The sequence below is a fragment of the Gordonia sp. B8661-1 genome (genome assembly GCF_059427765.1).
In genome coordinates this window covers 132603-155661 of the sequence record NZ_JCAHRL010000008.1, presented here as the reverse complement: position 1 = coordinate 155661, position 23059 = coordinate 132603, and the positions used below count along the sequence as shown (strand labels likewise).

Genomic DNA, 23059 nt, shown 5'->3' with positions numbered 1-23059 from the left:
CTGTTCGTGACGCCGACCGCATATGCGATACGACGGGCGGCCCACGCCGCATGGATTCGAACTTTACTGGTTCGTGAACCCGCGGACTGACCGGTTACCAGAGATTAACCGTCCGGCTGCCCGCCGACGACGCACACTCCCCTCTGTCGCGTGTCCTCCGGCGATGGACGACCATGTCCCCATGGGTGTTTCCGCGAGCGTCACCGTCCGTCGCCGCGACTTCTGGTCACTCGCGGCCGGATTCGCCGTCCTGATGTCCTTCACCACCGTCCCGACGACGATGTATCCGCTGTATCAGGAGATCGACGGGTTCCCGACGTCGATGATCACGGTGATCTTCGCGGCCTACGGCCTCGGTGTGATGGCGGGCCTGTACCTGGTCGGTCATCTGTCCGATCATTTCGGACGTCGCAACGTACTGCTCACCGCGATCGTCGTCGAAGTGATCAGCGCGCTCATCTTCATCTTCTCCAAAGATGTTGCCGCGCTGCTCATCGCGCGGTTCCTGTGCGGGTACGGGATCGGTGCGGTGACCTCGACGGCCACCGCCGCGCTGCTCGAGTTGCGGGCAGCGGCGGAGCCGGACGAGTCGCCCGTCCTCGCCTCCACCGTCGCCAGCGCGGTGAACCTGGGCGGACTGGCACTCGGCCCACTGGTCGGCGGCATCTTCACACAGTGGGCACCGGACCCGCTGACGTCGACCTTCGTCGTCTTCCTCGGCTTACTGCTCGCGGTGGGCGTCATCGTGGTACGCCTGCCGGAAACCGTTCCCGCGCATGATCGTCCCTTCGTCTACCGTCCGCAACGCGTGCGGGTGGAGGCGCACCATCGCCGGACGTTCGCGGCCGCGGGGATCGCGGCTGCCGGCGCGTTCTCCGTCATGGGTTTCTTCACGTCGCTCGCCGGTACCTTCGTCGGCGGCACCCTGGAGGTGTCCTCCTCGTTCCTGGTGGGCGTCATCGTGTTCGGCATGATGGGCGCGAGCGCGACGTCACAGCTGCTGCTCGCACGAATATCCTTGCGTCACAAGGTCGCCTACGGTCTCGCGGCGATGGTGGCCGGACTGATCGTCCTGGCGGTTGCCGGTGCCACACTGTCACTGGCGTTGTTCCTGTCCGCCGCCGTCATCGCCGGTAGCGGCGTGGGACTGGTCTTCAGTTCCGCCATCGGCACGGCGGGCGCGATCGCTGACCCGGCACACCGCGGCGAAACGATCGCCGGGATGTTCCTTGCCGCCTACTTCGGACTCACCGTCCCCGTCATCAGCGTCGGCATCGCCCTGACCTGGTTCACGGTCCCCTCGGTGCTGATCGTCTTCTCGATGATCGTGCTGGTGACGGTCACGGCCGCCACGACGGCGATGCTGCGTGCCACGAGGCCCCGGTGACACGCACTACGTCAGGCGCCGCACCACCGCATCGGTGAATTCTCGGGTCGTCGCGGTGCCGCCCAGGTCCGGGGTGGCGACCGAGGACGCCAGCGTGTCGGCCACCGCCGCTTCGATCCGGCCCGCCACCGCGACGATCGTGCCATCGGCGGCGACCGAACCGTGGCGGCGCAGCGCCATCGCGGCCGACGAGATCATCCCCACCGGATTCGCCAGTCCCTGGCCCGCGATGTCGGGTGCGGCGCCGTGTGCGGCCTGCGCCATGACCTTGGTATCCGACGCGTTGACCGACCCGGCGATGCCGAGGGAACCGGCGAGTTCGCCCGCGAGATCCGAGAGGATGTCGCCGAAGAGGTTCTCCGCGACGATCACGTCGAAGTCGGTGGGTCTGCGCACCAGATGCGCCGCCATGGCATCCACATGCTGTTCATCGACCCGGATGTCGCCGAATTCCGTTGCCACTTCGCGACATACGTCCCGGAACAGTCCGGTGGTCAGGCGCAGGACGTTGGCCTTGTGCACGATGGTGAGGTGTCCGCGTCGTTCCCGCGCCGCGGCACACGCGATCCGGGCGATGCGTTCGGTGGCCGCCCGGGTGATCACTCCGACGGCGAGGGCGATATCGGGCGTGGGCATCATCTCTCCGCTGCCGACCGCCATGTTGCGATCGGCATAGAGCCCCTCGGTGTTCTCACGGACGATCAGGACGTCGATGTCCGGCGCGGTCGCACGGACACCCGGATAGCCGGTGGCCGGACGCAGATTCGCGAACAGATCGAAACGCTTCCGGATGACCGCGCCCGGCGTACGCTCGCGATGGGCTTCGGGATAACCGGCCGAATCATGCGGCCCCAGCAACCACAGATCGAGTTCGTCGAGGGCCGACAGCGTCGCCTCCGGCACCGGATCGCCGTGGGAGTCGATGGCGGCACGACCGAACGGCAGCTCAACCCATTCGATGTCCAGTCCCTCGGCGGCGGCCGCGGCATCGACGATGTCCGTCGCCGCGGGCACGATCTCGGGGCCGATGCCGTCGCCGGGCAGCACGCCGATGCGCAGCATCAGTGCGCGGCCTCGTCCCACGAGCGGCCGAATCCGACCGAAACCTCCAGCGGCACCGACAATTCGATGGCACTGCCCATTTCCTCGCGTACCAGACGCTCGACTGCGTCCCGCTCGCCGGCGGACACCTCGACGACCAGTTCGTCATGCACCTGCAACAGCATGCGCGACGACAATTCCTCGTCCGCCAGCCGCTTCTGCACGTTGATCATCGCCACCTTGATGATGTCGGCGGCGGTCCCCTGGATGGGTGCATTGAGCGCCATCCGCTCGGCCGACTGGCGGCGCTGCCAATTGTCGCTGTTCAGATCCGGCAGGTACCGCCGACGACCGAACAGCGTCGCGGTGTACTCGTTGCGGCGGGCCTCGACGACCACGTCATGGAGATAGTCGCGAACCCCGCCGAACCGGGCGAAGTACGCCTCCATCTGCTCCTTCGCCTCGTCGCGGCTGATCTTGAGCTGGGCGGCGAGACCGAATGCGCTCAATCCGTAGGCCAGTCCGTACGACATCGCCTTCACCCGATGCCGCATCTCGACGGTGACGGCGTCGATCGGCACCCCGAAGGCTCGTGCGCCGACGAAATTGTGCAGGTCTTCGCCCGTGTTGAAGGCCTCGATGAGTCCGGCGTCCTCCGAGAGGTGCGCCATGATCCGCATCTCGATCTGGCTGTAGTCCGCGGTCATCAGACAATCCCGATCACGCCCGGCGGCGTCGGCGCCGGGACCCACCACGAATCCGTGGCGGATACGACGACCCGCTTCGGTGCGCACCGGGATGTTCTGCAGATTCGGTTCGGTCGACGACAGCCGGCCGGTCGCGGCGACGGTCTGGTTGAAGGTGGTGTGCACGCGACCGTCGTCGGCGACCGACTTCAGCAGCCCGTCGACCGTCACCTTGAGGCGGGTGGCGTCCCGATGTTCGAGCAGGTGAGCCAGGAAGGGATGCTCGGTCTTCTCGTAGAGGGCCTGCAGCGCGTCCGCATCGGTGGTGTAGCCGGTTTTGGTCTTCTTGGTCTTCGGCATGTCGAGTTTGTCGAACAGCACGGCTTGCAACTGCTTAGGCGATCCCAGGTTGATCTGTTCGCCGATGACCTCGTACGCGGCCTCCGCTGCCGTCCGAATCCGTTGGGAGAAGTCACTTTCCAACGTTTCGAAGTGGTCGACGTCGACCGCGATGCCCGCGGTCTCGAGTTCGGCGAGCACGAATGCCAGGGGCAGCTCCATGTCGGTGAGCAGCGACCGCGAGTCGATACGGTCGAGCTCCGTGTCCAGCACGTCCGCGAGTTCGGCGACTGCGATGGCCTCCAGCATCTGCTGTTCGGCGTGCTTGGCGTCGCCCTGATCCTCGTCGAGCAGCGACATCTGACCGTCGTCGGGTGCGTCGTCGGCACGCAGTTCACGCCGCAGATACCGCAGGGCCAGATCGTCGAGATTGAAGCTGCGCTGGCCGGGGCGCACGAGGTACGCGGCCAACGAGGTGTCGCTGGTGATCCCGGTCAGGGTCCAGCCACGCGCCCGCAGCGCGTGAATCCCCCACTTCGCCTCGTGCAACGCCTTCGGCCGGTCGGTGTCCGCCAGCCATTCACCGAATGCGAGTTCGTCGTCGGGGGTGAGCGTCGCGACGTCGAGATAGGCGGCGGTCCCGTCGGCGGCCGCGATCGCGACGCCGGTCGCGTCGGCGTGCACGACCGACTGCTCCGACGTGACGGCCAGTCCGCTGCGACCGGTCGCGGTGTGGTCTGCGAGCCAGGCCCGCAGCGCACCCGGCTCGAGCACCGTCCCATCGAGATCGAAGCCCGATTCCGCTTCCGGCTCAACGGAAGTCAGGGTGGAGAACAGCCGATCGCGCAGAACCCGGAATTCCAGGTCGTCGAACAGCTGGTGGATGCGGTCACGGTCCCAGCCGACGAGCGCGAGCTGATCGGGCCCGGCGGGCAACTCCATGTCGCGGACGAGTTCGGTCAGTTGCCGGTTGGTCTGGACCGACGCCAGATTGGCGCGCAGGGCGTCACCCACCTTGCCCTTCACCTCGTCGACATGATCCACCAGCGACGACAGCGAACCGTACTCGCGAATCCACTTGGACGCCGTCTTCTCACCGACTCCCGGGATGCCCGGCAGATTGTCGCTGGGGTCGCCGCGCAGCGCCGCGTAGTCCGGGTACTGAGTGGGTGTCAGACCGTACTTCTTCTCCACCTCCTCGGGGGTGAATCGGGTCAGTTCGGACACGCCCTTCTTCGGGTACAGAACCGTGACGAACTCATTCACCAACTGCAGTGAGTCACGGTCGCCCGTGACGACCACGACCTGGAAGCCCTGTTCCTCGGCCTGCGTCGCCAGCGTCGCGATGATGTCGTCGGCCTCGTAGCCTTCGATCGCCATGACCGGGATGCCCATGGCATCGAGCACGTCCTTGGTGAGGTCGACCTGCCCGTTGAATTCGTCGGGCGACTTCGAACGCTGCGCCTTGTACTCCGGGTACATCTCGGAGCGGAACGTCTTCCGGGACACGTCGAAGGCCGCCGCGATATGCGTGGGCTGCTCATCGCGCAGCAGGTTGATGAGCATCGACGTGAAGCCGTACACCGCGTTGGTGGTCTGCCCGGTCGCGGTCTTGAAATTCTCCGCCGGCAGGGCGAAGAACGCCCGGTACGCCAGCGAATGCCCGTCGAGGAGCATCAGCAGCGGTTTCGAGTCGGACTTCGACCCAGCGGTCTTCTTGGACTTCGTCGCGGGACTCACGCACCCGAGTCTAGTTGCGGCCCCCGACAGCGGCGGCGATGGTGCGGACCTCGGTCAACCGTCCCGCCGCATGGGCCACACGGTCGGACCGTCCGGGAGTTGTACCGGCTCGATGACCTCGAATCCGAACCGTTCGTACAGCGGCAGATTGACCTCTTTGGTGCTCTCCAGGAACACCGGGGCGTCCACGCGCTCCAGACCGTGACGGAGCAGTGCGGTTCCGGCGCCGGTACCCCGCACAACCGCTCCGACCTCGCCCAGATACCAGTGTCGTCCCGTGCGGTACTTCTTCAGGAGCGCCTCGGCCTGGGCCCCGCGACGCGTGTTCTGCCGCATGGTCCGGACGAATCCCCCGATCGACGCGAGCTGCCACCAGCCGGGGACCTCGTGGCCGGGCGGCTCCCAGGTCGCCACACCGACGGGTTCGCCATCGCGGACCGCGATGTCGAGCGGCGCCGACGCCGAGCGCGTCCACCGGAGGACGGTCTTGTGGAACAACACGTCGCGCTCCGGGTCGGACACCATCCAGCGGATCATGGGGTCGTCGGCGAAGGCCTGCGCCAGCAAGGACGCCGCGAGGTCGAGATCTCGAGTGGACTGAATGCTGATCCCCGTCATGACTCCCAGCGTACGCAGCCGACACGGGTACGGGCGTCACACGACGCCGAGGTAGGCCTCGCGTACGGCATCATCGACGAGCAGATCCGGCCCTGCACCCTCCTTGGTAATCGCACCGGTCTCGAGGATGTATCCCCGATCCGACCGGCTCAATGCCTGCTGGGCATTCTGCTCCACCAGGAGGATCGTCGTTCCCTCGGCGTTGATCTGCGCGATGATCCGGAAGATCTGCTGGATCACCATGGGCGCCAGGCCCATCGACGGTTCGTCGAGCAGCAGCAGCCGGGGCCGCGCCATCAGCGCGCGGCCGATCGCGAGCATCTGTTGTTCACCACCGGACATGGTGCCGCCGTACTGTTTGCGGCGTTCGGCCAGCCGGGGAAACAGTTCAAAGACATGATCGAGCGCTTCGGCGTACTCCGATTTGGACGCGAATTTCCTTCCGTAGCAACCCATGTCCAGATTCTCGAGCACGGTCATCCCCGGGAACACACGACGGCCTTCGGGCACCTGGATGATGCCTCGTTTGACGCGTTCGTACGGCGCGAGTCCACTGATGGATTCACCTTCGAAGAGGATGTCGCCGTCGCTGAGCTTGGCGAGACCCGAGATCCCCCGCATCGTGGTCGATTTGCCCGCACCGTTCGCACCCAACAGGGTGACGAGTTCGCCGGGTGCCACCGAGAGTGAAATGCCGTGCAGCGCACGGATTCGCCCGTAGTGGACCACCACGTCGCGCAGTTCCAGCATCGGCGCACCGTCGGTCCGAGGGGTGTCACCCGGCTGCCCGGATCTCTTGTTACTGAACATCACTGTCGGGCACCCCCAGGTAGGCGGCGATCACGGCCGGGTTGTCACGGACCTCGCGCGGTGTGCCCTCGGCGATTTTGCGGCCGAACTCGAGGACGACGATACGGTCGGTGACGCCCATGACGAGGCGCATATCGTGCTCGATGAGCAGGACGGTGTAGCCGTCGTCCCGGATCTTCTGGATCAACGCCATCAGAGCCGATTTCTCGCTCGGATTGAATCCGGCCGCCGGTTCGTCGAGGCACAGCAGCTTCGGTTCGGTCGCCAGCGCCCGGGCGATCTCGAGTCGGCGCTGATCTCCGTAGGGCAGGTTCGATGCCTTCTCCGCTGCCCGGGGGCCGATGCCCACGAACTCCAGCAGCGCCATGCCGCGGTCGACGGCATCGCGCTCCTCGCGGTAATGCCGCTTGCTGCGCAACGCCGCACCGAAGACCGACGTCCGGTGGCGGGCGTCGGTGCCGACGCAGACGTTCTCGAGCGCGGTCATCTCACCCCAGAGGCGCACGTTCTGGAATGTGCGTGCGATGCCGCGCCGGGTGATCTGATGCCTCTTGATGCGGCCCAGCGGTTGTCCGTCGAAGACCACGGTTCCCCGGGTCGGCGGGTACACGCCGGTGATGGCGTTGAAGCAGGTGGTCTTGCCCGCCCCGTTCGGGCCGATCAACCCGAGGATCTCGCCGCGCCGGATATCGAAGGTCACGTCGTCGAGGGCGGCCAGGCCGCCGAACTCGACGGTCAACCCCTCCACGCTCAGCAGCGAGTCACCTTCGGCGGTGGCGATATCACGCTGCGGTGCAACGGCTTCGGCGACGGCCTCCGGATCGGCCAGCTCCGGGTCGATCGCGGTGAGGTCGACGATGGCGGTCGCCTCCGGATCGGCGATCGCCTCGGCCATCTGTGCGTCGGCGCCCTCCGGGATGCCGGGGTCGTCGGGTGAACGGTGACGGCTCATGCTCCGGCCTCCTCTCCACGTGTCGCCGACGATCCGGGTGCGCGCCGGACCGCCGCATACACCTGTCGCCCGAAGGTGATCAGCCGCGCACGCGCCGGGAAGAGTCCCTGTGGCCGGAAGATCATCAGCACCACCAGTGCGATTCCGAAGAACAGGTATTTGTACACGCCGAGCGACGTTCCACCGACGTCGATGCCCTGCACGCGGGCCGGCAGATACACGATGATGAACGCGCCGACGATCACGCCGAGTTTGTTGCCCTGACCACCGAGCACGACGGCACACAGGAACAGCATCGAGTTGATGACGGTGAATGCCTTCGGGTCCACGAATTGCACCTGCCCGGCGTACACGGCGCCGGACAATCCGCCGATACCCGCACCGATCACGAACGCCCAGAGCTTGTATTTGAAGGTCGGCACGCCCATGATCTCGGCGGCATCCTCGTCCTCGCGAATGGCGACCCACGAGCGGCCGACCCGACTGCGTTCCAGGTTGCCGACGAAGATCAGCACCAGGATCACCAGCACGATGCCGAGCCAGTACCACCAGACGCCGTAGTTCAGCGCGCCGCTGTTGTTCGCATTGGAGAACACACCGTCGGGGTGCGCGTCCGAGCGTCCGACCTCGGGGAACAGCACGTTCTGGAGTCCGGAAGCCCCGTTGGTGATGTCGGTGAGATTGTCGGCGAGCAGTCGCACGATCTCACCGAATCCGAGCGTGACGATCGCGAGGTAGTCGCCGCGCACGCGGAGCGTCGGAGTGCCGAGGATGACACCGGTGATGCCGGTGATGACGATGGCGAGCGGAACACACGCGAGCCATGCCCACGGTCCCGAGAAGAGCCCGTGATCCTCCGATCCCCACAACGGACTCGCCGGGCTGGTGAGCAGGGCGACGACGTAGGCGCCGACCGCGTAGAAACCGACGTAGCCCAGATCGAGCAGGCCGGTCTGCCCGACCACCACGTTCAGGCCGATCGCGATGAGGGCGGTCATCGCGAAGGTCGCCATGACGACGCCGAAATCCGTTGCGGTGGTGGTGATGAGCGGCGGCTTGATCACCGGCAGCAACGCGAGGAGGACGATCGCCGGTACACCGACGAGCCACTGCGTCACACGCGGCAACCCGTCCCACCACGTACGGATGGCGTCACCGATACCGTGGCGCGGCCTGTCCTGACCGGTCGGCATCGCGGGTCGTGATGTGGTCATACCCTTGCCTTCCCGAGTTTCTCACCGAGGATTCCGGTGGGGCGGAACATCAGCACGAGGATCAACAGGGCGAACGCGACGACATCCTTCCACTGGTTGCCGAAGACCACGGAACCGTAGTTCTCCATCACCCCCAGCAGCAGCCCGCCCAGCAGTGCGCCCCGGACGTTGCCGATGCCGCCGAGGACCGCCGCACAGAACGCCTTGATACCGAGGATGAAGCCGCCGAAGTACACGATGTTCGTCGGCACGCGCAGCGTGTACAGGAGCGCGGCGGCGCCCGCGAGAAGGCCACCGATCAGGAAGGTGACCGTGATGATGCGGTCCCGGGAGACACCCATCAGCAGTGCGGCATCCGGATCCTGTGCCACCGAGCGGATTCCGCGTCCGAGGCGCGTCTTGTTGATCATCGTGTCGGTACCGATGGCGAGGATCAGCGCGGCCACGATGATGACGATGGTGACGTTGGTGACCGGCGCGCCGAAGATCTCGAACTGCTTGACCGGCTGCACGAGCCGGATCGTCGGCTGCGCGCTGTTGCCGCCCAGCGTCGGGTCGCTCGGCACCTTGGGCAGTACGTACTGGACGAATTGCTGGAGCGCGAAGGACATTCCGATCGCGGTGATGAGGAACGCCAATGGTTTCGCTCCCCGGCGGCGCAGGGGACGATAGGCGACGAACTCGAGGCCGACCGCCGCGCCACCGGACACCAGCATGCCGACCAGCGCGGCGAGAGTCAGGTACACGACGGTCATCAGCAGACCTTCGTTGTAGGCGTTGCCCGACGGTCCGAATCCCAACAGGAGCAGGCCGACATACGTACCGAACATGCCGAGCATGAAGACCTCGGAATGCGCGAAGTTGATGAGCCGCAGCACCCCGTAGACGAGGGTGTAGCCGACCGCGACGAGCGCGTAGATGGAACCGTATGCGAGACCTTCGACGGTGAGTCCCCAGAAACCGTCTGTGAGCGCGCCGAGATCGAACCCGATGGTGGAAGCCACCGCCGTCGTCGACTCGGCGAGGGAGTACACGATCATGCGTGCCTTTCAGCCGGCCTTCCCACGAGAGCAGAGAACAGTGCGCCCGGGCCGGGCCCGGGCGCACTGTCGTCGGGTGCTACTTGACCTCGTACACCCAGATGAGCGATGTGGTCAGCTCACCGGTCGGGGTCCACTCGTAGGTGCGGGCGAGACCGGGTCCCTTGTATCCCTTGACGAACGAGAGCAGTTCGGGCCGCGTCTGCTTCCCCTCGGCGATGCCCTTCATGAGGATGGTCGCCAGGTCGTAGGCCTCCACCGAATAGACGCCGGGAGCCTGATTGAACGCCGCCTCGTACTCACCCTTGAACTTGTCCGGCGCCGGACCACAGGGGCAGGACAGGATGGAGCCCTTCGCCGAATCGCCTGCCTGCGAGACGAACTGAGGATCGTTGGTGCCGTCACCGGACACGAAGACGGCCTCGGAGCCCGCCGACTTGAGCTGCTGCGCAAGCGGCGCGGCCTCCGCGTAGTAACCGCCGAAGAAGACCGCGTCGGGTTTAGCCGCGGTCACCTTCGAGATGATCGCGGAGAAGTCGCGGTCACCCTTCTTGACATCGCCCGAGCAGCTCTCGTCCAATGACGCCCCGAGGCTCTTGGACACCGCATTACCCAGTCCGACACCATAATCGGTGTCGTCCTTGATGACGCAGACCTTCTTCTTGCCCATTCCTCCGGTGAGGTAATTGGCAACCGCGGGTCCCTGGACGTCGTCGTTGGCGAGTCCGCGGAAGAAGGTCTTCCATCCGTTGTCGGTGAGGGTCGGGTTGGTGGCCGATGCGGTGAGGGACACCAGACCGGCCTGATTGAAGATGCCGCCGGTGGCCTTGGTCTCGCCCGAGAACGCCGGGCCGATCAGGCCGACGATGTTCTTGTCGTTGGCGATCTGCGGCGCGACCTGTGTCGCCTTCTGGGGATCACCTTCGGTGTCGAAGGTCTTGAGGGTGATCGTGCAGTCGGGATTGGCCTTGTTGTGCTGGTCGACGGCGAGCTGTGCGCCGTTGCGGATATTGATGCCCAGAGCGGCGTCCGGTCCGGTGAGCGCGCCCGCGGTCGCGATGGTCGTCGGGCCGCACTTGGCCTTGCCGTCACCCGCCGGGCTGGCGGCGTCGGACTCCTTGGCCGACTCGACCTTGTTGCCCTTCGTATCGATCTGTGCGAGAGGAGAAATGGTGAGCCCGGTGTTCGCCGCGGTGTTGCCACCGGTATCGGAACCGGACCCGGAATCGCTGGATTTGTCGCTACACGCGGATAGGACGAGGACACCGGTCATCGCCACCGCGAGGGCACCTGTCGTCATACGACGATGCATTCTGTTACCTCCGACTTCCACCCCACCCGACGACAGTCGTCGAGAGGCCTGCTGAGGAGACCTGACGAAGAACTTAGACCGAACCGGGGCACGGCGCGGGAGGTTTCGCAGCAAATGTGCACGATGCAGGTAATGCTGTTGCGCAGAATTAACGGGGATCGCCCACCCGTAACGTCGCGGATGTCAGGCGGGAGGCGACAGCGTCTCCACGACGACCGCCGCGACCGCCTTCATCGTGGTGCGCCGATCCATGGCCGCGCGCTGAATCCACTTGAACGCCTCGGGCTCGGTCAGCGACTGCTTCTCCATGAGAAGCCCCTTGGCGCGCTCCACCAGTTTGCGGGTCTCGAGACGGTCGGCCATCGTCTCGACTTCCTTCTCCAGAGCCGCGACCTCCGTGTAGCGGCTGACCGCCACCTCGATGGCGGGCACCAGATCGGCCTTGGTGAACGGCTTCACGAGATAGGCCATCGCGCCGGCATCCCGGGCCCTCTCGATGAACTCCCGCTGACTGAACGCGGTCAGCATGACGACCGGGGCGAGCTTCTTCGATGCGATCTCGGTTGCAGCGTCGATGCCGTCGCGCACCGGCATCTTCACATCCATGATCACCAGGTCGGGTCGCAGTTCTTCGGTGAGGTCGACGGCCACCTGACCGTTCGGCGCCTCGCCGACGACCTCGTACCCCTCTTCGGTGAGCATCTCGGTCAGATCCATCCGGATCAGCGAATCGTCCTCGGCCACCAGTACCCGACGCGCAGCCGCATCACTCGACATCGCCACATCACTCCTCACCGACTCGCCCGTGACCAGCACGAACCCTTCACACTGCTGCGTCAGCGTACCGGTTGCGTGAGCAAACGTCCGCTCATGCGGCTCATGAGGAGGAGTTTGTCGGCACCACGGAACGCGCCGATCACCAGCCGCCACTTCCAGATGTGGTAGCCCCAGACGGACTCGAACCGTCACGCCTTTCGGCACCGCATTTTGAGTGCGGCGTGTCTGCCAATTCCACCATGGGGCCCAGACCTCACAGAGTGTACGGGGTCGCGCTGCCGGATCGCGCGATCGGGTTGCTCGACCCTGTGACGGCCCGCCGTCAGACTGCCGATCGTCACGGCTGAGCCGGTTCGATCACGTAGTCCAGGCGGCGGCGCTCAGCCGTGTTCGCCGTAAATCTCCACCGGAATGGTCGCCTCGACCTCCGCGATGAGGAGGTCAACGATGCGATCGACGACCTGATTCGAGGCCGAGCGCTCATGGCGTCGCACCCACACGGATCGAACAGGGTGACCGCATGCTGGGCGGAATCGCACTTCGCCACGCGGACAACGGTTTCGGCATGTCGGCTACGGCGTACGTCCATCGCACCGCGGCCGCGGGGTCTCAATTTGGGCTCTGGACCGGATGCTGATGACCGCCCGCGAGCTCGACATCGACCCGGTGATCGCCGCTGCGCCGACGCCAGCGACGCATCAGTCCGCCACGTTCGGTCCGTCCGGGCTCGACAGGGAATCTCCTGAAACCGGACACGGTCCATGCGTCAGACTGTTAGCAATAGGCAGGACTTCAGTGACATGGGAGCAGTGTGGCGACAGAGATCGAAGCAGTGGTTCGACCGGGCGAAACCTGTATGGAGGTGGCGAGGGCGGACCAGCTGACCTGCATCATCGATGCGGCCGACTACTTCCGCTACGCGCGGTCGGCCATGTTGCAGGCGCGGCAACGGATCATCCTCATCGGCTGGGATTTCGACACGCGTATCAATCTCGATCCGCGGGACGACGATCCGGACTCCGACGCACCCGACCAGCTCGGGGATCTGTTGCGGCATCTCACCAAGACGCGCCCGGATCTCGAGATCTTCGTACTCCGTTGGAGTCTCGGCGCGCTGACCGGCCTCGCCCGCGGCATGGCGCCGCCGTTCATCCAGGATCTGCTGAGCGGCCGTCGTCTCCACTACCGGATCGACGCGGCACACCCGGTCGCATCGGCGCACCACCAGAAGATCGTGGTGATCGACGACGCCTTCGCCTTCTGCGGCGGCATCGACATGACCGTGGACCGGTGGGACACGTCGGAACACCTGCCCTCCAACGAGTTTCGGGTGACACCGACCGGCGAATCCTACGGACCGTGGCACGATGTGACGCTGGCGCTCGACGGGCCGGCAGCGGCCGTGCTCGGTGAGGTCGCGCGCGATCGCTGGGAGGCGGCGACCGGCAAAAGACTGCCGGCGATCACCGGAGCGGACAGCGTCTGGCCGGATGGCCTCGAACCACAGTTCACCGACTGTCAGGTCGGGGTCTCGCGAACCATCCCCGAGTACAAGGACCGTGCGGAGATCGACGAGATACGGCAGCTGTACCTGGCCGCGATAGCCACGGCTCGTGACACGCTCTACATCGAAAGCCAATACCTGGCCGCCCGACAGATCGCGGAAGCCCTCATCGAGAGGCTGCGTGAACCCGATGGTCCGGAGATCGTCGTGGTCATCCCCCGCCATGCGGACGGCAACATCGAACGTCGCGCAATGGACGGGGCACGCCACAAACTGCTGCGCATGTTGTGGGAGGCCGACGTACACGACCGCTTCCGCTGCTACTACCCGGTGACCTCCGACGACGAACCCATCTATGTCCACGCCAAGGTCCTCATCGCCGACGATCGCCTGTTCCGGGTCGGCTCGTCGAACCTGAACAACCGCTCCCTCGGTTTCGACACGGAATGCGATGTGACTCTCGATGCGGCCCTGAACGACGACGATGAACTCGGCGCGAAGATCCTCGCGATCCGGACACGCCTGCTCGCCGAACATCTCGACGTCGACGAGGATCAGGTCGATGCGGCCATCGCCCGGCACGGCTCGCTGGTCGCTGCCATCGACGAACTGCGTGGCACCGGGACGACGCTTCGTGAATTCGACAGGGAATCAACCGAAGACGAGGACTCCGCGCTGGCGGAGAACGATCTCGTCGATCCCGAGAACACCGATGCGACACGCCTCGAACGCATCTATCGCACGATCGTTCGCCGAGTCGCCGGCTGACTCACCAACGACCGGGGTACGGCCCCGGTCGTTGGCACCGCGCCTCTACGCCTCGCTGACGAACTTGCCCGGATCCTCCAGTTTGAAGCCGATCTTGAGCGTGACCTGATAGTGCCCGACGGCGCCGTTCTCGATGTGTCCCCGGGTGCCGACGACCTCGAACCAGTCGAGATTCGCGACGGTCTGCGCTGCTCGTGTGATGGCGTTTCGAATCGCGTCGTCAGTGCCCTCCGATGACGATCCGACGACCTCGATGACGCGATAGATGTTGTCTCCCACGACGGCCTCCTCTTTCTCTCGACGATTCCCGGCCCTGACTCCGGTCTACCAGTCGGGGTGCACACGGGGCGGCAAGTCGGCGCATAGCGCGGTCCCGCTCACCGCCCCGCTGCGATCAACCTGTCTAGTTAAGTAGACATATTCTGAGGCCCTTCATCTTCTCGATGAACTCGGGCCGCTCGGCGTTAACCTCGCCCACCGACGCTGATCCTCGTGTCCGGCGACGGGTGATTCGCATTGCGAGCGAACACCTTTCCCGGCGCATGCGGTCAGCCGACCGCGCATGCCGATTGCATTCCACACGCCTCGAAAGGCACCCCATGCGCCTCCCTCGCGTCACCAGCATGATCACTCTGGCCGCGGCAGCTTTGCTGACCGCGGGCACCCTGACCGGATGTTCGTCGGACAGTTCGGCCTCCTCCGGGTGGGCGAAGTCGGACGGCACCCTGGTCTTCGCCGCGGTTCCCGACCAGGCCGGCTCCGACTCCAACTGGAAGCCTCTGCAGGACTACATCGCCAAGGAGACCGGATACAAGGTCGAGTACTACCCGACCAGCGACTACACCGCACTCATCGCCGCACTGGTGGCGGGCAAGGCCGACATCGGCAGCATGGGTGGACTGCAGTACGTGAAGGCCGTCAACAAGGGGGCCGAGATCGAACCCGTCGCCGCCACCCTGACCTCTCCGGACGTCAAGGACGCGGGCTATTACTCGGAGGCCATCGTCCCGGCTGATTCCCCGATCAAGTCGCTCGCCGATGCCAAGGGCAAGAACGTCTGCTTCGTCGACCCCAACTCGACTTCCGGGTTCCTGTTCGGTCTCTACGCGCTGTCCAAGGCGGGCCTCGACGTCAACGCCACCGGTGAGGACGCGAACGGGCAACCCACCTTCAAGGACTTCACCCCGCACTTCGCGGGCAGCCATGACAAGTCCGAGCAGGCCGTCGCCACCAAGCAGTGCGACGTCGGTTTCGCCGAGGACACCGTCGCCGATCCGGCCGTCAAGGCGGGCAAGGTCAAGGTGGTCAACAAGGAGTACGTGCCCGGTGGGCCGTTCACCGTGTCCGCCGCGCTGCCGGCCGACGTGAAGACCAAGTTGTCCGGCGTGCTCCAGGGCGCCGACGTCGACGCGGTGAAGGCCTCCGGGGTGCCGATCACCGACGGATTCACCAAGGGGTACTTCGGCGTCCAGAAGGTCGATAAGTCGTACTTCAAGGCGATCAGCGACCTGTGCAAGAACATCTCCGCGGCCAAGTGCGCATCCTGATACCGGAAACGAGGTAACACCATGCAGACGACGACCTCACCGCTCATCGCCCTCACCGGAGTCGACAAGACCTACGGCGACACCCAGGCGTTACGCGACGTCACCATGACCGTCGACCGCGGTGAGGTCGTCGTTCTCCTCGGCCGGTCGGGGTCGGGCAAGTCGACACTGCTTCGGCATCTCGACGGTCTCGACACCCCGACCGCGGGCTCGGTCGAGGTACTGGGACGCAATCTGACCGCTTGCCGCACAAGGGAATTGCGTTCCCTTCGCGGCAACATCGGCATGATCTTCCAGAGATTCGAACTGGTCGGCCCGCTCAGCGTGCTGGAGAATGTGCTGACCGGCGCCCTCAACCGCCTGCGCGGCCCACGCCTCGGGCTCTGGATGTACCCGAAGTCCCTCCGTGTCCAGGCACTCTCTCATCTCGAGCGTGTCGGACTGCTGGACAAGGCGTATGCGCGCGCCGACGAACTCTCCGGAGGTCAGCAGCAACGCGTCGCCATCGCCCGCGCACTCATGCAGAATCCGGAGATCCTGCTGGCCGACGAGCCCGTTGCGAGCCTCGATCCGGAATCCAGCGCCCAGGTCATGGCACTGATCCGGGAGATCGCCGCGGACAACGGCCTGACCGTGGTGTGCAGCCTGCACCAGGTGGATCTCGCGCTCGGCTGGGCCGACCGGATCGTCGGATTGCGCGCGGGCGAGGTGGTCCTCGATGCGCCGACGGCGTCGCTCGACCGGTCGACCGTCATGGCCGTGTACGGGCGGGACACCGCGGTCACGGCCGAATACGATCTGCCCGTCCGGAGCGCCGTGTAGTGACTGTTCTCGAAACGGCACCACCTCCCGCCGCTCCCGCTCCCGCACGGCCGCCGCGCCGCCGCGAGCGAACCCTGGGCACGATCGTGATCGTCGCGATGCTGGCGTTCTCCGTCTACTCCCTCGCCAGTCTCGAATTCTCCTGGGGCACCGTTCTGACGAGCGTCGACAACGCCCGCAAGGTGTTCACGCTCATGGATCCGATCAGCTTCCCCGCCGCCGGGGAGTTGTTCTATCTGATCACCCTCACGCTGGGGATCGTCCTGCTCGGCACGCTGCTTGCGGCGATCATCTCGGTGCCGGTGGCCTGGGTGGCCGCGGCGAACACCACCCCGTCACCCGTGCTCCGCTGGATCGGCCGGGCGATCGGGGTCATCACCCGCTCGATACCGGATGTCGTTCTTGCCCTTGCATTTTCACTGGCCTTTGTCCTCGGCAGTCCCATTCCCGGCATCCTGGCCATCGGCATCCATTCGATCGGCATGATCTCCAAGCTCTTCGCCGACGCCATCGAGCAGATCGACGACGGCCCCCGGCTGGCCATCCGTGCGGCCGGCGGTTCGCGGACGCAGGAATTCTGGTCCGGCGTCGTCCCCCAGGTCCTGCCGTCCTGGATCGCCACCGTCCTGCACCGCTTCGACATCAATCTGCGGGGCTCGGTCATTCTCGGCTACGCCGGCGTCGGCGGTCTCGGTTATGCGATGAAGGTGGCGTTCGAACAGTTCCCCGAGGGCTACGGTCGCGGGTTGGGCATCGCCATCGTGATCTTCGTGATGTGCGTGGTCGTGGAGATCATCTCCTCGACGATCCGCCGCAACCTGCTGGGCATTCATCCCGCGGGCGGCAGTCTCGCGGACCGTATCGTGCGCGCCGCGACGCGGAATCGGCCCGCGGGCCGGAAGGGATCCACACCCGCGAGCATCGCGGTGACGGTGGACTCGATGTCCCGGCGGCCGTGGACTCGCAGGCGAATCCGTAACGCCGCGTGGACAATCGGTGCGGTGGCTCTCGTCGTCGCCAGCTTCTGGATGGCTCGCATCGACTTCTCGGACGTCAAATGGGGCTACCTGTGGCCGACGGTGCAGAGCTTCTGGCCACCGAGTGTCGGCAACCATACCGTCGGCGACTTCGCCCAAGCCCTGCTCGTCACCGTGCAGGTGGCGTTCGGTGCGGCGCTCCTGTCGCTGGTGTTCTCACTGATCATGGGATCCCCGGCAGCCCGCAACATCGCACCGAACGGCCGCGTGCGCAACACCTTCCGCGTCATCCTGGTGCTCTTCCGCGGGGTGCCGGAACTGGTGCTCGCGATCTTCCTCATCATGATCACCGGACTGGGCAACCAGGCGGCGGTCATAGCACTCGCGTTCGGCGGTATCGGCTTGCTGGGCAAGCTGATCGCGGATTCCTGCGAAGAGGTCCAACCGGGTCCGGAACGCGCCCTGACGGCCGGCGGCGCCGCTCCCGGACAGCGGTACGCGGCGGCCACGTGGCCGCAGGCGCTGCCGTCGCTCATCGGCAACACGCTGTACCTGGTGGACACCAACATCCGCGCGGCCAGCATCCTGGGCATCGTGGGCGGTAGCGGCATCGGCTTCTACCTCATGAACGCGTCGACGCTCTCCACCCTGCACGGCCAGGTCACCACGCTCGTGATCATGCTGGTGGCAACGGTTCTGATCGTGGAAGGACTCGCCGCGTGGTTGCGTCGGGTCTTCCGATGATCGCCACGGAGACGTCCCGCCGATCAGCGTCCGGAATCGATGTCGAGTTCCACCCGTTCCGCGGCGAATCGCGTGTTGGCCACCTGCAGAGGTGTCCCGTCGGGCAGGGTATCGATGCCCTGGACCGCGAGAACGACTGCCCCCTCGAGCAATTCGAGATCGGCGACCTCATCCGCGGTGGCATGACGGGCCCCGACGACCGTACTCGCGCGCACATAGTCGTCGATACCCTCACCTCGCAGCGCACGGGTCAGCGACCCCTCGTCACGGAAACGCTGCGCGAGACCGGTCACCCGGCCCGCGTCGAACCAATGGGTGCTCCGCGAGATCGGACGCCCGTCGACCGAACGCACGATCTCCAGGCGCAGAGCATCACGATCACCGAGTCCGAGTCGTTCGGCGATCGACTCGGGCGCAGGAGCGATCTCCGACTCGAGGAGCCGTCCCGTCGCACCGATCGCACGTTCGCCGAGGCTGTCACTGAGACGGGTACGCAGACCGATGCGGTGGACGAGCATCGTGTGTTCGGCGACGAATGTGCCACTGCCGCGTCGGGCAACCAGCAGGTCTTCGGCGGCGAGTGCGGCGACCGCCTGCCGTACCGTGTTGCGGTTCACCGCGAAGCGGCTGGCCAGCTTCGCTTCCGAGGGCAGTCGGGTGCCGGGCGGCAGCGCGCCGTCCACGATGTCGCGGCGCAGTTCTTCGGCGATCAGACGCCAGGTCGAGTACCCGCTCGGGGATCTGCTCTGCATGACCATGATGGTGCGGATATTACCGGTTGCACTCGGCATCGCACGGTTTGCGAACTGTTCACCACCGCGACGCGATCCGGCCATCGCGCCATTCTCACCCACGGCTCGACCAGGCGTAGAGTCGTAGTTGTCTAGAGTTCTAGACAACTACGACAACGCGAAGCCACCGCTTACCGACACCCCCGGAGGACCGATGAGTGTGACGACAGACGGCGTCACCACAGACCCCCCGTCACGCAGCGACATCGAGGCACGTCAGGCCTGGATGCGCACCCTGGCCGCGGCCGCGCCCGCCACCGTGACCGCCGCCTGGCAGGCCTGGGAACCCAAGCCCGATGTCCAGAACATCCGTGGGCCGGAAGCCGGACTGGTGATGGTCCGCGCCCGGATCGATTCGGGCGGAGCACCTTTCAACTTGGGCGAGGCAACGGTGACCCGCGCGACCGTGCGCCTGCACGGCGCTCCCCTCACCGCGGACACCGTCGGCACCGCCTACATCCTCGGCACCCACGAGGACCATGCGCATGCCGCCGCGTGTTTCGATGCCCTTCTCTCCGACGACGCACAACGTCCGCGCGTGCTGGCCGAACTCATCGAGCCGCTGAATCGCACGGCAGCCGAAGAGGACTCGGCACGGCGAGCGGATGCCCGCAGCACACTCGTCGACTTCTTCACCGTGGCCAGGGAGCACGAATGACCGAGACAAGTATTCCCGCACCGGGATTCATCGATCCCACCCGCGACGCACAGACCGTTTTCCGCGCCGTCCTCGACGCTCTGGCCAATCCCGGCACGGCCTTTCCGCTGAGCGGCGCCCCCGAGGCACCGCATCGTCTCGGCGCGGGTCTGGGCGCCCTGTCACTGACACTGCTCGACGACGACTGCACCGCCTGGCTCGATCCCGAGCTCGTCGCCGATCCCACGGTGTCGGCATGGCTCACCTTCCACACCGGTGTCCGGACGGTCGATGACGCCGGCGCCGCACGGTTCGTCATCGCGGGCGACCCCTCACTGGTACCGCCTCTCACGGTGCTCGATCCGGGATCCGACGAGGAACCGCACCTGTCGGCCACCGTGCTCGTCGCAGTACCGTCCGACGCCGCGGTCGACCGTTTCGTCATCCGGGGACCCGGGATCGAGACCTCGACGACGATCGACATCCCCACGTCGTGGGAGAGCTTCGACGCCCAGTGGCGCAGCAACACAACACGATTCCCGCGGGGAGTGGACATCGTCATGGTGACCGACGACCAGGTCACCGCGCTCCCCCGCACCAGCCGGTTCGACCAGGAGGCACGCTGATGTACGTCGCCGTCAAGGGCGGAGAACGGGCGATCGCGAACGCGCATGCCCTGCTCGCCAAGGAGGGGCGGGGCAACACCGACATCCCGGCCCTGGACTCCGCGCAGATCGCCGGACAACTCGGCGTGCTCGTCGCGCGCGTCATGTCCGAAGGATCGCTCTACGACCCCGAACTCGCGGCACGAGCCATCGTCCAGGCACAGGGCGATGTGCTCGAGGCGATCACCCTGGTGCGCTCGTACCGCACCACCCTTCCCCGCTTCGGGTACACCCGCCCGGTCGACACCGCACACCTGCCGCCGCAGCGTCGCGTGTCGGCGACGTTCAAGGATCTGCCCGGCGGCCAGCAGCTCGGCGCGACGTTCGACTACACGCACCGACTGTTCACCGACCGGGGCACCGACGGTCCCGAACACACGTGCTCCGACGACACCGATGTCGACATGCCGCGGGTCACGGATCTTCTCGACACCGGCGACCTCGTCGAACCCTGCGGAGGACGCGACAACGGACCGGACAACGACGAGGAGCCGCTCGACATCACGCGCGATCCGAGCACCTTCCCGATGTCGCGGGCCGGCCGCCTGCAGGCACTGGCGCGCGCGGACGAGGGTTTCCTGCTGTCGCTGGGCTACTCGACACAGCGTGGTTTCGGGCGGACGCATCCGTTCGCCGGGGAGATCCGCGTCGGTGAGGTCGAGGTCGAATTCGATGCTCCCGAGCTCGGATTCGCGGTACCGCTGGGCCGCATCGAGGTCACCGAATGCCAGATGATCAATCAGTTCACCGGCAACTCCGACACCCCTGCACAGTTCACCCGCGGGTACGGCCTGTCGTTCGGACGCGGTGAGCGCAAGGCGATGTCGATGTCCCTCGTCGACCGCGCATTGCGCGCCGACGAATTCGGCGAGCGGATCATCGCACCGGCCCAGGACGAGGAATTCGTCATCAGCCATGCGGACAACGTCGCGGCCACCGGATTCGTCGAACACCTGAAGCTGCCGCACTACGTGGACTTCCAGGCAGAACTGGTCCTGGTCCGCCAGTTGCACGAGGACTTTCACCGCCGCGTCCCGGCGAGCACGGAGGCATCATGAGTCGCGATCCCATCGAGTACAACGTCGGCTACCTCGACGAGCAGACCAAGCGGATGATCCGCCGCGCACTGCTGAAAGCCGTTGCGATTCCGGGCTTTCAGGTGCCGTTCGCGTCCCGCGAGGTGCCCATGCCGCGGGGCTGGGGTACCGGCGGGGTGCAGGTGACCGCCGCCATCATCGGCGGCGACGATGTCCTGAAGGTCATCGACCAGGGCGCCGACGACACCACCAACGCGGTGTCGATCCGCGGATTCTTCGCCGATGTCGCGAAGGTGCGCACCACCACCCACACCGACGAGGCAACCGTCATCCAGACCCGGCACCGAATCCCGGAGACCCCCTTGGCCTCCGGGCAGATCATGGTCTATCAGGTGCCGATCCCGGAGCCCCTGCGCTTCCTGGAGCCCCGGGAGACCGAAACCCGGAAGATGCACGCACTTTCCGACTACGGACTGATGTACGTGAAGCTCTACGAGGACATCGCGCAGCTCGGACACATCGCGACCACGTACGACTATCCGGTTCTGGTGAACGACCGGTATCTGATGTCCCCGTCGCCGATTCCGAGTTTCGATAATCCGAAGATGCACATGAACCCGGCACTGCAGTTGTTCGGCGCGGGGCGGGAGAAGCGCATCTACGCGGTTCCGCCGTTCACCGCCGTCGAGAGCCTGGGCTTCGAGGACCATCACTTCGAGCCCCAGCGATTCGACGATCCGTGTGCCATCTGCGGTTCCGTCGGCGTGTACCTCGACGAAGTCATCACCGATGACGCCGGCACCGCGATGTTCGTGTGCTCGGACACCGACCACTGCGAACGCACCGCAGCGACGACCGAGGAGGTCAGCGCATGATCGACGACGAACCGCTGCTGCACGTACGCGGCGCGGCACACCGATATGGCGACCGCTTCGGTTGCCGGGCAGTCGATTTCGATCTGTGGCCCGGCGAGGTCCTGGCCATCGTCGGCGAATCGGGTTCCGGCAAGTCGACGCTGCTCGGCACGCTGTCCCAGCGACTGTCCCTGTCCGAGGGCACCATCCGCTACCGTCCCGCCGCATCGGCGGCCGTCGACCTCGCGTCACTCAGCGAGAGCGAGGTGCGCAGGCTGTGGCGCACCGAGTGGGGATTCGTCCACCAGAATCCCGCCGACGGCCTGCGCATGCACGTCAGCGCGGGGGCCAATATCGGCGAGCCGTTGATGGCCACGGGCTGGCGGCATTACGGCGATATCCGCAACGTCGCACGCGACTGGCTCGACCGTGTCGAGATCCCCGCCGACCGCATCGACGATGCGCCCGTCGACTTCTCGGGCGGCATGCGGCAGCGACTGCAGATAGCACGCAACCTGGTCGTCTCACCGCGGCTCGTCTTCATGGACGAACCCACCAGCGGGCTCGACGTCTCGGTGCAGGCGCGGCTGCTCGATCTGCTCCGCGGCCTCGTCACCGATCTCGGTCTCGCCGTCGTGATCGTGACCCACGACCTCGCGGTGGCCCGGCTGCTCTCGCATCGCACACTCGTCATGAAGGACGGCCACGTGGTCGAAAGCGGACTCACCGACCGCGTTCTCGACGATCCGCGAGCCGCATACACCCAGCTGCTCGTCTCCTCGATTCTCCAAGGATGA

Annotated in this window: 21 protein-coding genes and 1 tRNA gene; 10 read left to right on the top strand and 12 right to left on the bottom strand. The window is 65.9% G+C overall.

The window, feature by feature from the left end; translation table 11 throughout:
• Positions 1-181: 181 nt before the first annotated feature.
• The gene (locus tag AC4JJG_RS16930; RefSeq protein ID WP_495400414.1) at positions 182-1387 is read left to right on the top strand and encodes an MFS transporter; all 1206 of its coding nucleotides are present in this window, start codon (positions 182-184) and stop codon (positions 1385-1387) included.
• 6 nt (positions 1388-1393) lie between these two features.
• Here the strand turns inward: AC4JJG_RS16930 and AC4JJG_RS16925 are convergent, their stop codons facing one another.
• The 10 genes from AC4JJG_RS16925 to AC4JJG_RS16880 all read right to left on the bottom strand — a co-directional run bounded on the left by AC4JJG_RS16925 (position 1394) and on the right by AC4JJG_RS16880 (position 12163).
• Positions 1394-2449 (bottom strand): isocitrate/isopropylmalate dehydrogenase family protein, encoded by a 1056-nt coding sequence (locus tag AC4JJG_RS16925; RefSeq protein ID WP_495400521.1) that lies wholly within the window; start codon positions 2447-2449, stop codon positions 1394-1396.
• Positions 2449-5130 (bottom strand): DNA polymerase I, encoded by a 2682-nt coding sequence (polA, locus tag AC4JJG_RS16920; RefSeq protein WP_495400520.1) that lies wholly within the window; start codon positions 5128-5130, stop codon positions 2449-2451. The genes AC4JJG_RS16925 and polA overlap by 1 nt, the downstream gene beginning before the upstream one ends.
• A 117-nt stretch (positions 5131-5247) precedes the next feature.
• Positions 5248-5811 (bottom strand): GNAT family N-acetyltransferase, encoded by a 564-nt coding sequence (locus tag AC4JJG_RS16915; RefSeq protein WP_495400413.1) that lies wholly within the window; start codon positions 5809-5811, stop codon positions 5248-5250.
• Between the two features lie 36 nt (positions 5812-5847).
• On the bottom strand, positions 5848-6621 hold the full coding sequence (locus tag AC4JJG_RS16910; RefSeq protein WP_495400412.1) for an ABC transporter ATP-binding protein: 774 nt from the start codon (positions 6619-6621) through the stop codon (positions 5848-5850).
• On the bottom strand, positions 6611-7573 hold the full coding sequence (locus tag AC4JJG_RS16905) for an ABC transporter ATP-binding protein (protein ID WP_495400411.1): 963 nt from the start codon (positions 7571-7573) through the stop codon (positions 6611-6613). Before AC4JJG_RS16905 ends, AC4JJG_RS16910 begins: the two co-directional genes overlap by 11 nt.
• A complete protein-coding gene (locus AC4JJG_RS16900; protein ID WP_495400410.1) occupies positions 7570-8787 on the bottom strand; it encodes a branched-chain amino acid ABC transporter permease in 1218 nt (405 codons plus the stop codon). The genes AC4JJG_RS16905 and AC4JJG_RS16900 overlap by 4 nt, the downstream gene beginning before the upstream one ends.
• On the bottom strand, positions 8784-9827 hold the full coding sequence (locus AC4JJG_RS16895) for a branched-chain amino acid ABC transporter permease (protein WP_495400409.1): 1044 nt from the start codon (positions 9825-9827) through the stop codon (positions 8784-8786). The genes AC4JJG_RS16900 and AC4JJG_RS16895 overlap by 4 nt, the downstream gene beginning before the upstream one ends.
• 79 nt (positions 9828-9906) lie before the next feature.
• On the bottom strand, positions 9907-11139 hold the full coding sequence (locus tag AC4JJG_RS16890; protein WP_495400408.1) for a branched-chain amino acid ABC transporter substrate-binding protein: 1233 nt from the start codon (positions 11137-11139) through the stop codon (positions 9907-9909).
• A gap of 183 nt (positions 11140-11322) precedes the next feature.
• Positions 11323-11916: an ANTAR domain-containing response regulator gene (locus AC4JJG_RS16885; protein WP_495400407.1), complete on the bottom strand. Its 594-nt coding sequence runs from the start codon at positions 11914-11916 to the stop codon at positions 11323-11325.
• A 162-nt stretch (positions 11917-12078) separates the two neighbouring features.
• Positions 12079-12163: transfer RNA gene (locus AC4JJG_RS16880), tRNA-Leu, on the bottom strand.
• 609 nt (positions 12164-12772) lie between these two features.
• Here AC4JJG_RS16880 and AC4JJG_RS16875 point away from each other — a divergent pair.
• Complete coding sequence (locus AC4JJG_RS16875; protein WP_495400519.1) at positions 12773-14188, top strand: phospholipase D-like domain-containing protein; 1416 nt, start codon at positions 12773-12775, stop codon at positions 14186-14188.
• Positions 14189-14233: 45 nt separating this feature from the next.
• Here AC4JJG_RS16875 and AC4JJG_RS16870 read toward each other — a convergent pair whose 3' ends face one another.
• Positions 14234-14467, bottom strand: coding sequence for a dodecin (locus tag AC4JJG_RS16870; protein ID WP_495400406.1), 234 nt, complete (start codon positions 14465-14467; stop codon positions 14234-14236).
• Positions 14468-14811: 344 nt separating this feature from the next.
• Here AC4JJG_RS16870 and AC4JJG_RS16865 point away from each other — a divergent pair, with 344 nt between their 5' ends.
• From AC4JJG_RS16865 to AC4JJG_RS16855, 3 genes are read left to right on the top strand one after another with little or no spacing between them, the layout of a single operon-like run.
• A complete protein-coding gene (locus AC4JJG_RS16865) occupies positions 14812-15735 on the top strand; it encodes a phosphate/phosphite/phosphonate ABC transporter substrate-binding protein (RefSeq protein ID WP_495400405.1) in 924 nt (307 codons plus the stop codon).
• 21 nt (positions 15736-15756) lie between these two features.
• Positions 15757-16557, top strand: coding sequence for a phosphonate ABC transporter ATP-binding protein (phnC, locus tag AC4JJG_RS16860; protein ID WP_495400404.1), 801 nt, complete (start codon positions 15757-15759; stop codon positions 16555-16557).
• Positions 16557-18278 carry a PhnE/PtxC family ABC transporter permease gene (locus tag AC4JJG_RS16855; protein ID WP_495400403.1) on the top strand — a complete coding sequence of 574 codons (1722 nt, stop codon included), beginning with the start codon at positions 16557-16559 and terminating at the stop codon, positions 18276-18278. The genes phnC and AC4JJG_RS16855 overlap by 1 nt, the downstream gene beginning before the upstream one ends.
• A 23-nt stretch (positions 18279-18301) precedes the next feature.
• Here AC4JJG_RS16855 and phnF read toward each other — a convergent pair whose 3' ends face one another.
• A complete protein-coding gene (gene phnF / locus AC4JJG_RS16850; protein WP_495400402.1) occupies positions 18302-19030 on the bottom strand; it encodes a phosphonate metabolism transcriptional regulator PhnF in 729 nt (242 codons plus the stop codon).
• A gap of 193 nt (positions 19031-19223) precedes the next feature.
• On the opposite strand from phnF, the gene phnG reads away from it, so the two are divergent.
• From phnG to phnK, 5 genes are read left to right on the top strand one after another with little or no spacing between them, the layout of a single operon-like run.
• Positions 19224-19727: a phosphonate C-P lyase system protein PhnG gene (gene phnG / locus AC4JJG_RS16845; protein ID WP_495400401.1), complete on the top strand. Its 504-nt coding sequence runs from the start codon at positions 19224-19226 to the stop codon at positions 19725-19727.
• A complete protein-coding gene (gene phnH / locus AC4JJG_RS16840; protein ID WP_495400400.1) occupies positions 19724-20332 on the top strand; it encodes a phosphonate C-P lyase system protein PhnH in 609 nt (202 codons plus the stop codon). The genes phnG and phnH overlap by 4 nt, the downstream gene beginning before the upstream one ends.
• A complete protein-coding gene (locus AC4JJG_RS16835; protein ID WP_495400399.1) occupies positions 20332-21429 on the top strand; it encodes a carbon-phosphorus lyase complex subunit in 1098 nt (365 codons plus the stop codon). The genes phnH and AC4JJG_RS16835 overlap by 1 nt, the downstream gene beginning before the upstream one ends.
• Entirely contained in the window at positions 21426-22283 is an 858-nt protein-coding gene (locus AC4JJG_RS16830) for an alpha-D-ribose 1-methylphosphonate 5-phosphate C-P-lyase PhnJ (RefSeq protein WP_495400398.1), read from the top strand. The genes AC4JJG_RS16835 and AC4JJG_RS16830 overlap by 4 nt, the downstream gene beginning before the upstream one ends.
• Positions 22280-23059: a phosphonate C-P lyase system protein PhnK gene (gene phnK, locus AC4JJG_RS16825; protein ID WP_495400397.1), complete on the top strand. Its 780-nt coding sequence runs from the start codon at positions 22280-22282 to the stop codon at positions 23057-23059. Before AC4JJG_RS16830 ends, phnK begins: the two co-directional genes overlap by 4 nt.

Bases quoted from the DNA above. Each gene is read 5' to 3' on its own strand.
- AC4JJG_RS16930 (WP_495400414.1), top strand. From the start codon at position 182: ATGGGTGTTTCCGCGAGCGTCACCGTCCGTCGCCGCGACTTCTGGTCA.
- AC4JJG_RS16925 (WP_495400521.1), bottom strand. From the start codon at position 2,449: ATGCTGCGCATCGGCGTGCTGCCCGGCGACGGCATCGGCCCCGAGATC.
- polA (WP_495400520.1), bottom strand. From the start codon at position 5,130: ATGCTCCTCGACGGGCATTCGCTGGCGTACCGGGCGTTCTTCGCCCTG.
- AC4JJG_RS16915 (WP_495400413.1), bottom strand. From the start codon at position 5,811: ATGACGGGGATCAGCATTCAGTCCACTCGAGATCTCGACCTCGCGGCG.
- AC4JJG_RS16910 (WP_495400412.1), bottom strand. From the start codon at position 6,621: ATGTTCAGTAACAAGAGATCCGGGCAGCCGGGTGACACCCCTCGGACC.
- AC4JJG_RS16905 (WP_495400411.1), bottom strand. From the start codon at position 7,573: ATGAGCCGTCACCGTTCACCCGACGACCCCGGCATCCCGGAGGGCGCC.
- AC4JJG_RS16900 (WP_495400410.1), bottom strand. From the start codon at position 8,787: ATGACCACATCACGACCCGCGATGCCGACCGGTCAGGACAGGCCGCGC.
- AC4JJG_RS16895 (WP_495400409.1), bottom strand. From the start codon at position 9,827: ATGATCGTGTACTCCCTCGCCGAGTCGACGACGGCGGTGGCTTCCACC.
- AC4JJG_RS16890 (WP_495400408.1), bottom strand. From the start codon at position 11,139: ATGCATCGTCGTATGACGACAGGTGCCCTCGCGGTGGCGATGACCGGT.
- AC4JJG_RS16885 (WP_495400407.1), bottom strand. From the start codon at position 11,916: ATGTCGAGTGATGCGGCTGCGCGTCGGGTACTGGTGGCCGAGGACGAT.
- AC4JJG_RS16875 (WP_495400519.1), top strand. From the start codon at position 12,773: ATGGAGGTGGCGAGGGCGGACCAGCTGACCTGCATCATCGATGCGGCC.
- AC4JJG_RS16865 (WP_495400405.1), top strand. From the start codon at position 14,812: ATGATCACTCTGGCCGCGGCAGCTTTGCTGACCGCGGGCACCCTGACC.
- phnC (WP_495400404.1), top strand. From the start codon at position 15,757: ATGCAGACGACGACCTCACCGCTCATCGCCCTCACCGGAGTCGACAAG.
- phnF (WP_495400402.1), bottom strand. From the start codon at position 19,030: ATGCAGAGCAGATCCCCGAGCGGGTACTCGACCTGGCGTCTGATCGCC.
- phnG (WP_495400401.1), top strand. From the start codon at position 19,224: ATGAGTGTGACGACAGACGGCGTCACCACAGACCCCCCGTCACGCAGC.
- phnH (WP_495400400.1), top strand. From the start codon at position 19,724: ATGACCGAGACAAGTATTCCCGCACCGGGATTCATCGATCCCACCCGC.
- AC4JJG_RS16835 (WP_495400399.1), top strand. From the start codon at position 20,332: ATGTACGTCGCCGTCAAGGGCGGAGAACGGGCGATCGCGAACGCGCAT.
- AC4JJG_RS16830 (WP_495400398.1), top strand. From the start codon at position 21,426: ATGAGTCGCGATCCCATCGAGTACAACGTCGGCTACCTCGACGAGCAG.
- phnK (WP_495400397.1), top strand. From the start codon at position 22,280: ATGATCGACGACGAACCGCTGCTGCACGTACGCGGCGCGGCACACCGA.